Below are 13,568 nucleotides of genomic sequence, written 5' to 3' on the forward strand. Positions count from 1 at the left end.
GTCGCGGGGTGGAGCAGTCTGGTAGCTCGTTGGGCTCATAACCCAAAGGTCGTTGGTTCAAATCCAGCCCCCGCAACCAAACAAAGCAAGAAGGCCGTCCTCGTGACGGCCTTCTTGCTTTTGTGCTTTCCCATTGAGGTTCTTCGCTTCTGAAGTGAACCCGGTGGCAATGAGGCAGTCGAATGCGCGTGCGGCCGCCGCTTAGAATCGCAGGTTCCCTGCACCGTCCACCCTTTGGTCGGGGCGGCTGCCAAGCATCGCAAAAAAAGGACTGCCTGCTGTGTTTATTTCTTCCGCCTTTGCTCAGACCGCCGCGCCGGCCTCTGCCACCGACAGCCTGATGGGCATGCTGCCTCTGGTGCTGATGTTCGTGGTGCTGTACTTCATCATGATTCGCCCCCAGATGAAGCGGCAGAAGGAGCATAAGACCATGATCTCCGCCCTGGCTAAGGGTGACGAAGTCGTGACTGCTGGCGGCTTGCTGGGCAAGGTCACCAAGCTCAACGAGAGCTTCGTGCACATGGAAATAGCCGGCGGTGTCGAAATCCAGGTGCAGCGCACCGCCGTGGTCCAGGTGCTGCCCAAGGGCACCTTCAAGTAATCGACGGCGGGCCCTTATGGGCCCGCTGCGCGCGCCGCCCACGCGCGGCGCAAGGAACATGCGATGAACCGCTATCCGTGGTGGAAGTACGCGATCCTGGCGGTCGCGCTGCTGGTCGGCCTCGTCTACACGCTGCCGAACTTCTTTGGCGAAGCCCCGGCCGTCCAGGTCTCCAGCGGCAAGGCCACGATCAAGGTTGACGGCGCGCTGGTGCAGCGTGTTGAAGATGTGCTCAAACAGGCCAGCATCCAGCCTGACTTTGTGCAACTGGATGGCAACTCGGTGCGCGCCCGCTTTGGTGATCCCGACACCCAGCTCAAGGCCAAAGATGCGCTCAACCGCGCGTTGAACACCGATCCGGCCGATCCGACTTACATCGTTGCGCTCAACCTGGTGAGCCGCTCGCCCGCCTGGCTCACGTCCCTGCACGCGTTGCCCATGTACCTGGGCCTGGACCTGCGCGGTGGCGTGCATTTCCTGATGCAGGTGGACATGCGGGCAGCCTTGACGAAGAAGGCTGAGTCGGTCGCCGGCGACGTCCGCTCGCTGCTGCGCGACAAGAACGTGCGCCATGCCGGCATCTCCCGCGAAGGCAACAACGTCGAAGTGCGTTTCCGCGATGCCGCCACGTTGGGCAGCGCGCAGGCGGTGCTGGTGCAGCAACTGCCTGACATGCAATGGACGCCGGCCGGCGAGGGCAGTGACCTGCGCTTGGTGGGTCAGCTCAAGCCGCAGGCCGCACGTGCGGTGCAGGAGGCCGCACTCAAGCAGAACATCACCACGCTGCACAACCGAGTCAACGAGTTGGGCGTGGCCGAGCCCGTGATCCAGCAGCAGGGCGCGGACCGCGTGGTGGTGCAATTGCCCGGCGTGCAGGACACGGCCAAGGCCAAGGACATCATCGGCCGCACCGCCACGCTGGAAGTGCGCCTGGTGGACGACAGCGCCGAAGCCGCCGCTGCGGCCGTGGGCAGCGGCCCCGTGCCTTTCGGTACCGAGCGCTACGTCGAGCGCGGTGGCGCACCGCTCATCGTCAAGCGCCAAGTCATCCTCACCGGCGAGAACCTCAACGACGCTCAACCAGGCTTTGATGGCCAAAACCACGAGCCCGCGGTGCACCTCACGCTGGATGCCAAGGGTGCGCGCGTCTTCCGGGACATCACGCGTGAGAACGTGGGCAAGCGTATGGCCATCCTGCTGTTCGAAAAGGGCAAGGGCGAGGTCGTCACCGCGCCGGTGATCCGTTCCGAGATCTCCGGCGGCCGCGTGCAGATTTCCGGCCGCATGACCACGCAGGAAGCCAGCGACACGGCGCTGCTGCTGCGGGCGGGTTCGCTGGCCGCTCCCATGGAAATCATCGAGGAGCGCACGATTGGGCCGAGCCTGGGTGCCGACAACATCGCCAAGGGCTTCCACAGCGTGATGTTCGGCTTCCTGGCCATTGCCGCGTTCATGTGCGTGTACTACCTGCTGTTCGGCGTGTTCTCCACGCTGGCGCTGGCGTTCAACCTGCTGCTGCTGGTGGCGGTGCTGTCCATGCTGCAGGCCACGCTGACGCTGCCGGGCATTGCTGCTATTGCTTTGACGCTGGGCATGGCCATCGACGCCAACGTGCTCATCAACGAGCGTGTGCGCGAGGAGTTGCGCAACGGCTCTGCACCACAGACAGCCATTCACGCGGGCTACGAGCGGGCTTGGGCCACCATCCTGGACTCCAACGTCACCACGCTGATTGCCGGCGTGGCGCTGCTGGCCTTTGGCTCCGGTCCGGTGCGCGGCTTCGCTGTCGTCCACTGCCTGGGCATCCTGACCTCGATGTTCTCGGCCGTGATGTTCTCGCGGGGCTTGGTCAACCTCTGGTACGGGCGCAAGAAGCGCCTGAAGTCCGTATCTATCGGCCAGGTGTGGCGCCCCGAAGGCGATACCACCCCGGCCGCCAAGGCCTGAAGCGGCCCCGAGCGGAGAAAGTAGATGGAGTTCTTTCGCATCCGGCGCGACATCCCGTTCATGCGGCATGCGCTGGTGTTCAACGTCATTTCGTTCCTGACCTTCGCCGCGGCGGTGTTCTTCCTGTTCACGCGGGGGCTGCACCTGTCCATCGAGTTCACGGGCGGCACGGTGCTGGAAGTGAGCTACGCGCAGCCGGCCGACATAGACCGCACGCGCACCGCGGTGGACGCGCTGGGCTTTGGCGAGGTGCAGGTGCAGAACTTCGGCACCGCGCGCGACGTGCTTATCCGCTTGCCCGTGCGCGGTGACGTCAAACAAGGCGAGGTGGCGGGCCGTGTGTTCGCCGCGCTGTGCCAGGCATCCTCAGGCAGCCTCGAAACGCGCCCTGGCGATGGCGACACGACGCGCCAAGCCTGCGTCGCCTCCGACGGCAGCGAGCCCTTGAAACTCTCGCGCACCGAGTTCGTCGGACCGTCCGTGGGTTCGGAGCTGGCGCGCGACGGTGCGCTGGCGCTGGCCGTGACGGTGGCGGGCATCATGATCTACCTCGCCATCCGCTTCGAGTGGAAGTTCGCGGTGGCCGGCATCATCGCCAACCTCCACGACGTGGTGATCATTCTGGGCTTCTTCGCCTTCTTCCAATGGGAGTTCTCGCTGGCGGTGTTGGCGGCGGTGTTGGCAGTGCTGGGCTACTCGGTGAACGAGTCGGTGGTGATCTTCGACCGGATCCGCGAAGCCTTCCGCAAGTACCGCAAGATGAGCACCTCGCAGGTCATTGACCACGCCATCACCAGCACGACCAGCCGCACCATCATCACGCACGGTTCGACACAGATGATGGTGCTGGCCATGCTGCTCTTTGGCGGTCCGACGCTGCACTACTTCGCCGTGGCGCTGACCATTGGCATCCTGTTCGGCATCTACTCCTCGGTGTTCGTGGCCGCAGCCATTGCCATGTGGCTGGGCGTCAAGCGCGAAGACCTGGTGAAGGCCTCTACCCGCGGCGGTTCGGATCCCAACGATCCCAACGCCGGCGCGGCGGTGTGACGCCGTCAGCCTGAAAAGCACAAGGGCCGCGAAAGCGGCCCTTTGTCTTTGTGTCGCGGAGGCAGAGGCGCTGTGCTGCCCACTCCGCCGCGGACGGCATCAGTGGATGATGCGTTGTTCGTCGTCTACAAACAGCTCGTCCAGGATGAGCGCGTCGGGCTCTTCGCCCAAGCTCCAGAACACCATCAGGACGATGATCTTGAGGTCTTCCAGTTCCAGCGGTACGCGGCCAATAGCCGTGGCGCGATCCAACACCATTTCTCGCATCAGCGGCGGCAGCACGCCGGCGCCCTCAAGGAAGCTGATGAAGCCAATGGAGGCATCGCCCAGCATCTCGCGCTCGCCAGCGGTGTAGACCCGGATGCTCGACGGCGCCTGCGCCTGAGTGCCGGACTCGGCCATGCCGGCCAGTCCGTCCAGCCAGCTCAGCGCTTCCTCGATGTCGTCCGACTCGAAACCAACCGCCGACAGCTTGCGCGTGAGCTGGTCGTGATCAGGGCAGGCATCAGGCCGCCAGTAGTTTTCGTACAGGTAGACGAGCACGTCGAACATGGGGGGCACTATAGCTCACGGTATCTGAATGCAGGCTTGCAATCACGATGCCCGTATTGCATGCGCCGCCAAGCTCAAGCCAGACCGCAGCGCTGGTACAGCCCGCCCGGCAGGCGCTGCACGCGTTCTTCCAATTCCAACTCCAGCAGCCGCGCGGCCAGCGCGGGTGCAGGCAAGCCGGTGCGCTCCACCAGCATGTCCAGTGTCGCAGCGTCGTGGCCCAGCGCGGTCAGCACATCGTCGGCCGGGCCGTCGTCCTGTGCGGCATTGGCAGCAGCCGTGGCCACGGCAGGCATCGCGCGCTTGGAAGTCTTGCGATTGGGCAGACGGTTGCCGGCGCCGTTCGCAGCGTCCTCTTGCGTCATGTGAAATTCCTCCAGGATGTCCTGTGCGCTTTCCACCAGTTTGGCGCCTTGCTTGATGAGCGAATGGCAGCCGCGCGCCAGCGGTGCATGGATGGAGCCGGGAATGGCAAACACCTCCCGCCCGCACTCGGCCGCCAGTCGGGCCGTGATGAGCGAGCCCGATTGCAAGGCGGCTTCCACGACCAGCGTGCCGCGGGTGAGGCCAGCGATGAGGCGGTTGCGCTGCGGAAAGTTTTCCCGCAGCGGCGGCGTGCCCAATGGAAATTCACTCACCAGCAATCCCTGCGCGGCAATGCGCAACGCCAGCTCCCTGTGGCGGGCTGGGTAGAGGCGGTCCATTCCCGTGCCCAGCACGGCAATGGTGCCGCCTGGCCCGGCCAAGCCACCCTCGTGGGCTGCACCGTCTATGCCCAGCGCCAAGCCCGAGACTATGGACCATCCGCTTTCGCTCATGCAGCGTGCGAAGGCCTGGGCGTTGTTCACGCCTTGGGCGCTGGGGTTGCGGCTGCCGACGATGGCCAGAGCCGGGCGCCGCAACAGCTCATGGCGGCCGCGCAGGTGCAGCAGCAGTGGCGGGTCCGCGGTGTTGAGCAGCGCCGCGGGATACAGCGCGTCGCCCAGCGTGACCACATGCCGGTCCGGTCCGCCGTCCAGCCAGTTCAGCGTCTTGAGCACACAGGCCTCCAGGTCGGCCGGCGGCGCCGACAAGGCCTGCGCCTGCGCCGGCGTCACCAGGTCGCGAAGCAAGGATGAGGCGCTGTCGAACACCTGCTGTGGCGTGCCCAGCGCCGCCAGCAGCCGCCGCCCGCTGGCACGGCCCACGCTCGTGGCCAAGCGCAGCCAGGCACGCAATTCGTCCTCGCCGGCGCGCGGAAACAGGTGATCGCCGTTGATGGGGGCGTCGGGGAGCAGGTCGGCCGTGTCGGGCGTTGCCATGTTGCTTTTTCCCTGGTCGGTGCAGCGGCCGCCGGTTCCGCCGGGGTGGGGCGCGCTGCGGTTCATGGGCACACGCCGGTGACGGCATGACCAATGGGCGAAAATGCGCGCCCGGTTTCACCTGATTCTGCCCCTCATGGGCGCCGGCGGCCCTGGTCGCAAACGCTGAACTGCGCTCGCCGCGCCTGCGTTTGGATGCCAGCGGGACGCGGCGCCGGGGGCCTTGCGCCATGGCCCAGCTTCCCATCCTGCGTTTCCCCGATCCCCGCCTGCATACCGTTGCCGCCCCGGTGGAGGAGGTGGACGAACGCATCCGCCGCCTTGCGGCCGACATGCTGGAGACCATGTACGCCGCCGAAGGCGTGGGCCTGGCCGCCACGCAGGTCAACGTGCACGAGCGCGTGGTGGTGATGGACACCTCCGAGACCCGCGACCAGCCCCGCGTGCTCATCAACCCCGAGATCATCGAGCGCAGCGAGGAAATGATGGTGGGCGACGAGGGCTGCCTCTCGGTGCCGGCGATCTACGACAAGGTGCAGCGCCACGCTCGCGTGAAGGTGCGCGCGCTGGACCGCGACGGGCAGGTGCAGGAGTTCGAGGCCGAAGGCCTGACCTCCGTGTGCGTGCAGCATGAGCTGGACCACCTGTTGGGCAAGGTCTTTGTTGAATACCTCAGCCCGCTCAAGCGCGAGCGCATCAAGACCAAGATGCTCAAGAAGAACCGCGAAGACCTGCAGCGCGCATGAGCGGCGTGATGCAAGGCGACGCGGCGGGCGCTGCTTCCGCCATCCCTGCCGGCACCGCGCCGCTGCGCGTGGCCTATGCCGGCACGCCGGAGTTCGCACGCGTGGCACTGCAGTCCATCCTGGACGCGGGCTTTGCCGTGCCGCTGGTGCTCACGCAGCCTGACCGGCCTGCCGGGCGGGGCATGAAGCTGCAGCCTTCGGCCGTGAAGCAGCTTGCGATGGAGCGCGGCATCGCGGTGGCGCAGCCACGCAGCTTGCGCCTGGACGGCAAATTCCCTGAAGACGCCGCTGCCGCGCGCGAGACGCTGCTGGCTGCTCGCGCCGACGTGATGGTGGTGGCGGCCTACGGCCTCATCCTGCCGCGCTGGGTGCTGGAGCTGCCGCCGCGCGGCTGCCTCAACATCCACGGCTCACTGCTGCCGCGCTGGCGCGGCGCGGCGCCCATACAGCGTGCCATCGAGGCGGGCGACGAGCGCACCGGCATCACCATCATGCAGATGGACGAGGGCCTGGACACGGGCGACATGCTGCTGGTGCAGGCGCTGGAGATCGCGCCCGCTGAAACCTCGGCCACGCTGCACGACCGGCTGGCGGCATTGGGCGCGTCCGCCATCGTCGCGGCGCTGCGTGAGCTTGACCGTCTGTCGCGAGAGCCCCAGCCGGCCGAAGGCGTGTGCTACGCCCACAAGATCGAGAAGGCTGAGGGCGCCATCGATTGGACGTTGCCCGCCGCCGTGCTGGAGCGCCGCGTGCGCGCCTTCGATCCATTCCCCGGCATGAGTTTCAATCTGGACGGCCAGGCAGTGAAGCTGTGGCGGGCCGCGTTGCGCCCCGAGCTCTCCGGCGCGCCCGGCACCGTGCTGCGCGCCGATGCGCAGGAAGTGGTCGTGGCCTGTGGTGAAGGCTCGCTTGCGCTGCTGGAGCTGCAGCGCCCGGGCGGCAAGCGCTTGCCCGTGCGCGCCTTCCAGCAGCAGCCGCAGGCGTTGGCCGCCGGACGCAGCCTGGCGGCTTGAGCCGCCGTGGCGCGGTCCGCGCGCCCGGCTGATTGAACTTGCGGCCGCCGCCCGCATCTACCGGCCAGATGGAATCACCCACCTGGGAACGCACGCAATGTTCAACCTGATGAAGACGGCCATCCTCATGGCCGCCATCACCGCGCTCTTCATGGCCGTGGGCCACCTCATCGGTGGCCGTGCCGGCATGATGCTGGCCCTGCTGTTCGCGCTGGGCATGAACTTCTTCAGCTACTGGTTCAGCGACAAGCTGGTGCTGAAGATGTACAGCGCCCGCGAGGTCGATGCCCAGTCCGAGCCCTACTTCTACGGCATGGTGCAGGAGCTGGCGCAGCGCGCGGGTCTGCCCATGCCGCGCGTCTACCTGATAGACGAAGAGGCGCCCAACGCCTTCGCCACCGGCCGCAATCCCGACAATGCCGCGGTGGCTGCCACCACCGGCATCCTGCGGGTGCTCAACCACCGCGAGCTGCGCGGCGTGATGGCGCACGAGCTGGCGCACGTGAAGCACCGCGACATCCTCATCAGCACCATCAGCGCCACCATGGCCGGCGCGGTGTCCATGCTGGCCAACTTCGCCATGTTCTTCGGCGGCCGTGACGAGGAGGGCCGTCCCACCAACCCGCTGGCCGGCCTGCTGGTGGCGCTGCTGGCGCCGCTGGCCGCCAGCCTGATCCAGATGGCCATCAGCCGCGCCCGCGAGTTCGAGGCCGACCGCGGTGGCGCCGAGATCAGCGGCGACCCGCGTGCGCTGGCCAGCGCGCTGGAAAAGATTCACGCCTACGCCACCGGCATCCCGCTGCCCACGGCCGAGCGCCACCCTGAAACGGCGCAGATGATGATCATGAACCCGCTGTCCGGCGGCGGCCTCAAGGGCCTGTTCAGTACCCACCCCGCCACCGAAGAACGTGTGGCGCGGCTGCTGGCCATGTCGCGCTGACGCTGAAAAAGTGCATCCGGGCACGAAAAAGGCGGTAGCCGTGCACTGCGCACATGCGCCGCGGTCAAGTCTGGCGGGGGGAGGCCGATATGCTGTGCAACCCCTGGCTGCCTGACCACGCCCTTGAAGCCCCGCCTGTCCCTGCTGCTGCCCGTTCTTGTCGCGCTCGCGGGCTGCGAGCCGCTGGGCATAGAGTCCGCCGGCGCCGTGGCGCACAAGCGTGAATCCGAAGGCAAGGCCGTAGGCGCAGCCTGCCGGCATGCCGGGCGCGCCATAGAAGACTGCTTCACGCTCAACCGCAAGGCGGACAAGGCCGCCGTCTACGCCGGCTGGCGCGAGATGAACGACTACATGCGGGAGAACAACATCCAAGTCGTCGCGCCGCAGTTGACGCCCACGCCAGGCTCCGCAGCAGCCAGCGCCTCGGCCGAGTCCGAGGTTGTGGACGCGCCGCGCGCCAAGCCGCGCAAGAGCAGCTCCTGAGAGCGTCCATCCCGGCCGGGCACAATCCCGGCAATGAATCAGGGTACTGAAGGTAGTGAAGGCGGCACCGTGCCGCCGTGGCGCCATCCGGCCTTTCGCACCGGGGTGCGCGAAATGACGTCCATCGCCCCGGGCATTGCGGCCTGGGGATTGGTGACGGGCGTGGCCATGGTCAAGGCGCTGGGCATGCCGTTGGCGCTGCTGATGTCGCTGGTGGTCTTTGCCGGCAGCGCGCAACTGGCGGCGCTGCCGCTCATCGCCGCGGGTGCGCCGGTGTGGGTGGTGTGGGCCACGGCGCTGTGCGTGAACCTGCGCTTCGTCATCTTCAGTGCGCAATGGCGGCCTTACTTCGCGCATCTGCCGCTTGGGCAACGGCTGCGCTTGGGCTACTTCACGGCCGACCTGAACTACGTGATGTTCATGAAGCGCTACCCCGAGCCACGGCCGTCGGCCGAGCAACTGCCGTACTTCTGGGGCGGCGTGGCGCTGAACTGGTGCGCGTGGCAGCTCCCTTCCATCGCCGGCATCCTGTTGGGCGAACGCGTGCCCACGCAGTGGGGCCTGGGCTTTGCCGGCACGCTGGCACTGCTGGGCTTGATGAACACGCTGCTGAGCGACCGCGCCACCTGGGTGGCGGCCGCCGTGGCGGGCTGTGCGGCGGTGGCGGCCTATGCGCTGCCACTGCGGCTCAACATCGTCGTGGCCATCGCTGCGGCGGTGGCCATGGGTTTGTTGATGGAGCAATGGCCCGTGCGCCGGAGGCCGTCGTGAGCGCGGTTGAAGCCTTCGTCACCATCCTGGGCCTGGGCGTGATCACCGTGGTCACGCGCACATTTTTCTTCCTTTCCAGGCGCGAGATGCCGTTGCCCGTGTGGCTCAAGCAGGGGCTGCGCTACGCGCCGCTGGCCGCGTTGGCGGCGGTGGTGGTGCCGGAAGTGGTGATGACGCGCGGTGAGCTCATACATACCTGGCAGGACGCGCGGCTCTTCGCCGTGGCCGCCGGCAGCGCTTGGTTCTGGTGGCGCCGCGGCATCCTGGGCACCATCGTCAGCGGCAGCGTGGTGCTGCTTGCGCTGCGCCTTGGACTGGGCTGGTAGCCGGGGTGGTCGCGGCGCGGGCCTAGAATCGTCGCCCTTCGGGAAATTTTCCCGCTTTCCGGCGCTCTTCTCCATGAATGTTCTCCGCTTCTCCGATCTCGTCGCACAGGGCCAGGTGGCCGGGCGGCGTGTCTTCATCCGGGCCGATCTCAACGTGCCCCAGGACGATTCCGGCCGCATCACCGAGGACACGCGCATCCGCGCCTCCGTTCCGTGCATCCGCATGGCGCTAGACGCCGGCGCGGCCGTGATGGTGACCTCGCACCTGGGCCGTCCCACGGAGGGCGAGTTCAAGCTTGAGGACTCGCTGGCCCCGGTGGCGCAGCGCATGTCGGAGCTGCTGGGCCGCGAAGTACCGCTGGTGAGCAACTGGGTCGATGGCGTGCAGGTCGCGCCGGGCCAGGTGGTGCTGCTGGAGAACTGCCGCCTCAACAAGGGCGAGAAGAAGAACAACGAAGCGCTGGCCCGCAAGATGGCGCAGCTGTGCGACGTCTTCGTCCATGACGCTTTCGGCACCGCGCACCGCGCCGAGGCCAGCACCTACGGCATCGCGCAGTTCGCGCCCGTGGCTTGCGCTGGCCCGCTGCTGGCCGCCGAGATCGACGCCATCTCCAAGGCGCTGGCCCAACCCAAGCGCCCGCTGCTGGCCATCGTGGCCGGCTCCAAGGTGAGCACCAAGCTCACCATCCTCAAGGCGCTGTCGGCCAAGGTGGACGGCCTCATCGTCGGCGGCGGCATCGCCAACACCTTCATGCTGGCCGCGGGCCTGCCCATTGGCCTGAGCCTGGCCGAGCCGGACCTCTTGGAAGAGGCCAAGGCCGTGATCGAGGCCATGAAGGCCCGCGGCGCCGAGGTGCCCATTCCCGAGGACGTGGTCACCGCCAAGCGCTTTGCCGCCGACGCGCCGGCCAGCGTCAAGGCCGCCAACGAGGTGGAGGCTGACGACCTGATCCTGGACATCGGTCCCAAGACCGCCGCCAAGCTCGCCGCGCAGCTCAAGGCTGCGGGCACCATCGTCTGGAACGGCCCAGTGGGCGTGTTCGAGTTCGATGCCTTCGCCAAGGGCACCGAGACGCTGGCGCGCGCCATCGCCGAGAGCCCGGCTTTCAGCATCGCCGGCGGCGGCGACACCTTGGCCGCCATCGCCAAGTACGGCATCGAGGGCGACGTGGGCTACATCTCCACGGGCGGCGGTGCCTTCCTGGAAGTGCTGGAGGGCAAGACCCTGCCGGCCTTCGAAATTCTCTCGCGCCGCGCCGCGGGCTGATCGCTGCTCAGCGTCCTTGGCAAACCCGGCACCCGAGCGGCGCCGGGTTTTTGCTCCTAGCTTCCAGTTTCCATCGCACTGACCATGCCGGCACGGGTGCCGCGAGAGCACCCGGCCGGCTCAGCCGTCGGCGTTGCCGGCACCTTACTCCGACCTGACACACCCCCCGCAGGAAGAGCACCATGTCCGAAGAAGCATCCATGTCCCCGGCCGAGCTGGCCTTGCGCGACGCTGCCCGCGAGTACCACCGCTCGCCCTCTCGCGGCAAGATTTCCATCGCGCCGACCAAGCCGCTGTCCAACCAGCGCGACCTGTCGCTGGCCTATTCGCCGGGCGTGGCCTATCCCTGCCTGGACATCGAGCGCGACCCCAACCTGGCCGCAGAGTTCACCTCGCGCGGCAACCTGGTGGGCGTCGTCACCAACGGCACGGCGGTGCTGGGCCTGGGCGACATCGGCCCGCTGGCGGCCAAGCCCGTGATGGAGGGCAAGGGCTGCCTGTTCAAGAAGTTCGCCGGCATCGACGTGTTCGACATCGAGCTGGCCGAGAAGGACCCGGACAAGCTCATCGAGATCATTGCCGCGCTGGAGCCCACGCTGGGCGGCGTGAACCTGGAGGACATCAAGGCCCCTGAGTGCTTCTACATCGAGAAGGCCCTCAAGGAGCGCATGAAGATCCCCGTGTTCCACGACGACCAGCACGGCACGGCCATCATCTCGGGCTCGGCGCTGCTCAACGGCCTGGAGCTGGTGGGCAAGGACATCGGCCAGATCAAGCTCGTGGCCTCCGGCGCCGGTGCCGCGGCCATCGCCTGCCTGGACGTCATGGTGGGCCTGGGCGTGCGGCGCGAGAACATCTTCGTCGTCGACTCCAAGGGCGTGATCCATTCCGAGCGCGCCGACGCGCTGGCGGGCAAGCTCGACGAGAGCAAGCGCCGCTACTGCCAGAACACCTCCGCGCGCACCCTGGCCGACGTGGTGAAGGCGGCCGACGTGTTCCTGGGCTGCTCCACCGCCGGCGTGCTCACGCCGGAGATGGTCAAGACCATGGCCGACAAGCCCATCATCCTGGCGCTGGCCAACCCCGAGCCGGAGATCCGCCCCGAGCTGGCCAAGGCCGCGCGGCCGGACTGCATCATCGCCACGGGCCGCTCGGACTACCCCAACCAGGTCAACAACGTCCTGTGCTTCCCCTACATCTTCCGCGGTGCGCTGGACTGCGGCGCCACGCGCATCACCGAGGAGATGAAGCTGGCGTGCGTGCGCGAGATCGCCGCGCTGGTGAAGGCCGAGATCAGCGACGAGGTGGCCGCCGCCTATGCGGGCCAGGAACTCAAGTTCGGCCCCGACTACCTCATTCCCAAGCCCTTTGACTCGCGGCTGATCCTGCGCATCGCGCCGGCCGTGGCCAAGGCCGCCGAGGAAAGCGGCGTGGCGCTGCGCCCCATCACGGACCTGGACGCCTACCGCCAGTCGCTCTCGCGCTTCGTCTACCAGACCGGCATGGTCATGCGCCCGGTGTTCGCCACCGCCAAGTCCAAGCCCGCGCGCGTGGCCTACGCGCAGGGCGAGGACGAGCGCGTGCTGCGCGCGGTGCAGGTCGTCATCGACGAAGGGCTTGCGAAACCGATCCTGGTCGGCCGCCCGGCCGTGATCCAGATGCGCATCGAGCGCGAGGGCCTGCGCATCCGTCCGGGCGTGGACTTCGAAGTGGTGGACCCCGAGGACGATCCGCGCTTCCGCGCCTACTGGGAGGAGTACTACCGCCTCATGGGCCGCGAGGGCATCACGCCCGACATGGCCAAGGTCGCGGTGCGCCGCTCCAACACGCTGATCTGCGCGCTCATGGTGCGCCGCGGCGAGGCCGACGCCATGCTCACCGGGCTGGTGGGCCGCTACGACCAGCACCTGGAGCATGTGCGCAACGTCATCGGCCTGGCGCCGGAGGCCAAGGTCATGGGCGCCATGAATGCCGTGCTGCTGGACAACCGCACGCTCTTCATCACCGACACCTTCGTCAACGAGGAGCCCGACGCCGAGTCGCTGGCCGAGATCGCCCGCATGGCTGCCGAGGAAGTGCGCCGCTTCGGCCTGCCGCCCAAGGTGGCGTTCCTGTCGCACTCCATGTTCGGCAGCTCGAACCGCCCGTCGGCCAGGCGCATGCGCACCGCGGCCGACCGTTTCAAGCAGATCGCCCCGGACGTCGAGTGCGACGGCGAGATGCACGGCGACGCCGCGCTGTCGCAGGACATCCGTGACCGCATGCTGCCTGAGCAGAGCACGCTCACGGGCGAGGCCAACCTGCTGGTGCTGCCCAACATCGACGCGGCCAACATCCTCTTCAACGTGCTGAAGATGACCGGCGGCCACGGCGTCACCGTGGGCCCCGTGCTGTTGGGCGCGGCCAAGCCCGCGCACATCCTCACGCCCTCGGCCACGGTGCGCCGCATCATCAACATGACGGCGCTGGCCGTGGCGGACGCGGTCGCCGAGTGAGGCCCGTCCCACCCGCCGGGCAGCGCGAGCCGCCCGTGACGGCTTGAGGAAGAAGGACAAGCGGCGGCGCCGATAA

Annotated in this window: 13 protein-coding genes and 1 tRNA gene; 12 read left to right on the forward strand and 2 right to left on the reverse strand. The window is 67.6% G+C overall.

Features of this window, described 5'->3' with window-relative positions:
• The first annotated feature begins 2 nt into the window (after positions 1-2).
• From ALA01S_RS00990 to secF, 4 genes are all read left to right on the forward strand, one after another.
• Positions 3-79: transfer RNA gene (locus ALA01S_RS00990), tRNA-Met, on the forward strand.
• A gap of 201 nt (positions 80-280) precedes the next feature.
• Positions 281-601: a preprotein translocase subunit YajC gene (gene yajC / locus ALA01S_RS00995; RefSeq protein WP_066330807.1), complete on the forward strand. Its 321-nt coding sequence runs from the start codon at positions 281-283 to the stop codon at positions 599-601.
• Between the two features lie 63 nt (positions 602-664).
• A complete protein-coding gene (gene secD, locus ALA01S_RS01000) occupies positions 665-2,548 on the forward strand; it encodes a protein translocase subunit SecD (protein WP_066330810.1) in 1,884 nt (627 codons plus the stop codon).
• A gap of 24 nt (positions 2,549-2,572) precedes the next feature.
• A complete protein-coding gene (secF, locus tag ALA01S_RS01005) occupies positions 2,573-3,598 on the forward strand; it encodes a protein translocase subunit SecF (RefSeq protein WP_066330814.1) in 1,026 nt (341 codons plus the stop codon).
• A gap of 99 nt (positions 3,599-3,697) precedes the next feature.
• Here secF and ALA01S_RS01010 read toward each other — a convergent pair whose 3' ends face one another.
• Together ALA01S_RS01010 and dprA are read right to left on the reverse strand one after the other, a co-directional pair.
• Positions 3,698-4,150: a Smg family protein gene (locus ALA01S_RS01010; RefSeq protein ID WP_066330816.1), complete on the reverse strand. Its 453-nt coding sequence runs from the start codon at positions 4,148-4,150 to the stop codon at positions 3,698-3,700.
• Positions 4,151-4,224: 74 nt separating this feature from the next.
• Entirely contained in the window at positions 4,225-5,451 is a 1,227-nt protein-coding gene (dprA, locus tag ALA01S_RS01015) for a DNA-processing protein DprA (RefSeq protein ID WP_084267128.1), read from the reverse strand.
• Between the two features lie 230 nt (positions 5,452-5,681).
• Here dprA and def point away from each other — a divergent pair, with 230 nt between their 5' ends.
• The 8 genes from def (at position 5,682) to ALA01S_RS01055 (ending at position 13,492) form a co-directional block, all read left to right on the forward strand.
• Positions 5,682-6,197, forward strand: coding sequence for a peptide deformylase (def, locus tag ALA01S_RS01020; RefSeq protein ID WP_066330818.1), 516 nt, complete (start codon positions 5,682-5,684; stop codon positions 6,195-6,197).
• 62 nt (positions 6,198-6,259) lie between these two features.
• Positions 6,260-7,210, forward strand: coding sequence for a methionyl-tRNA formyltransferase (gene fmt, locus ALA01S_RS01025; protein ID WP_066331197.1), 951 nt, complete (start codon positions 6,260-6,262; stop codon positions 7,208-7,210).
• Between the two features lie 97 nt (positions 7,211-7,307).
• Positions 7,308-8,150 carry a zinc metalloprotease HtpX gene (gene htpX, locus ALA01S_RS01030; RefSeq protein ID WP_066330821.1) on the forward strand — a complete coding sequence of 281 codons (843 nt, stop codon included), beginning with the start codon at positions 7,308-7,310 and terminating at the stop codon, positions 8,148-8,150.
• 123 nt (positions 8,151-8,273) lie between these two features.
• On the forward strand, positions 8,274-8,633 hold the full coding sequence (locus ALA01S_RS01035; protein ID WP_066330825.1) for a hypothetical protein: 360 nt from the start codon (positions 8,274-8,276) through the stop codon (positions 8,631-8,633).
• Between the two features lie 33 nt (positions 8,634-8,666).
• Entirely contained in the window at positions 8,667-9,404 is a 738-nt protein-coding gene (locus ALA01S_RS01040; RefSeq protein ID WP_066330827.1) for an AzlC family ABC transporter permease, read from the forward strand.
• Positions 9,377-9,730 (forward strand): AzlD domain-containing protein, encoded by a 354-nt coding sequence (locus ALA01S_RS01045; protein WP_157118689.1) that lies wholly within the window; start codon positions 9,377-9,379, stop codon positions 9,728-9,730. Before ALA01S_RS01040 ends, ALA01S_RS01045 begins: the two co-directional genes overlap by 28 nt.
• A gap of 73 nt (positions 9,731-9,803) precedes the next feature.
• The gene (locus ALA01S_RS01050; protein ID WP_066330828.1) at positions 9,804-10,997 is read left to right on the forward strand and encodes a phosphoglycerate kinase; all 1,194 of its coding nucleotides are present in this window, start codon (positions 9,804-9,806) and stop codon (positions 10,995-10,997) included.
• 182 nt (positions 10,998-11,179) lie between these two features.
• A complete protein-coding gene (locus ALA01S_RS01055) occupies positions 11,180-13,492 on the forward strand; it encodes an NADP-dependent malic enzyme (RefSeq protein WP_066330830.1) in 2,313 nt (770 codons plus the stop codon).
• Positions 13,493-13,568: the final 76 nt, after the last annotated feature.

It is taken from the genome of Azohydromonas lata NBRC 102462 (assembly GCF_001571085.1).
Lineage (GTDB): Bacteria > Pseudomonadota > Gammaproteobacteria > Burkholderiales > Burkholderiaceae_C > Azohydromonas > Azohydromonas lata.

Bases quoted from the DNA above. Each gene is read 5' to 3' on its own strand.
- secD (WP_066330810.1), top strand. From the start codon at position 665: ATGAACCGCTATCCGTGGTGGAAGTACGCGATCCTGGCGGTCGCGCTG.
- secF (WP_066330814.1), top strand. From the start codon at position 2,573: ATGGAGTTCTTTCGCATCCGGCGCGACATCCCGTTCATGCGGCATGCG.
- ALA01S_RS01010 (WP_066330816.1), bottom strand. From the start codon at position 4,150: ATGTTCGACGTGCTCGTCTACCTGTACGAAAACTACTGGCGGCCTGAT.
- dprA (WP_084267128.1), bottom strand. From the start codon at position 5,451: ATGGCAACGCCCGACACGGCCGACCTGCTCCCCGACGCCCCCATCAAC.
- def (WP_066330818.1), top strand. From the start codon at position 5,682: ATGGCCCAGCTTCCCATCCTGCGTTTCCCCGATCCCCGCCTGCATACC.
- htpX (WP_066330821.1), top strand. From the start codon at position 7,308: ATGTTCAACCTGATGAAGACGGCCATCCTCATGGCCGCCATCACCGCG.
- ALA01S_RS01040 (WP_066330827.1), top strand. From the start codon at position 8,667: ATGAATCAGGGTACTGAAGGTAGTGAAGGCGGCACCGTGCCGCCGTGG.
- ALA01S_RS01045 (WP_157118689.1), top strand. From the start codon at position 9,377: ATGGCCCGTGCGCCGGAGGCCGTCGTGAGCGCGGTTGAAGCCTTCGTC.
- ALA01S_RS01050 (WP_066330828.1), top strand. From the start codon at position 9,804: ATGAATGTTCTCCGCTTCTCCGATCTCGTCGCACAGGGCCAGGTGGCC.
- ALA01S_RS01055 (WP_066330830.1), top strand. From the start codon at position 11,180: ATGTCCGAAGAAGCATCCATGTCCCCGGCCGAGCTGGCCTTGCGCGAC.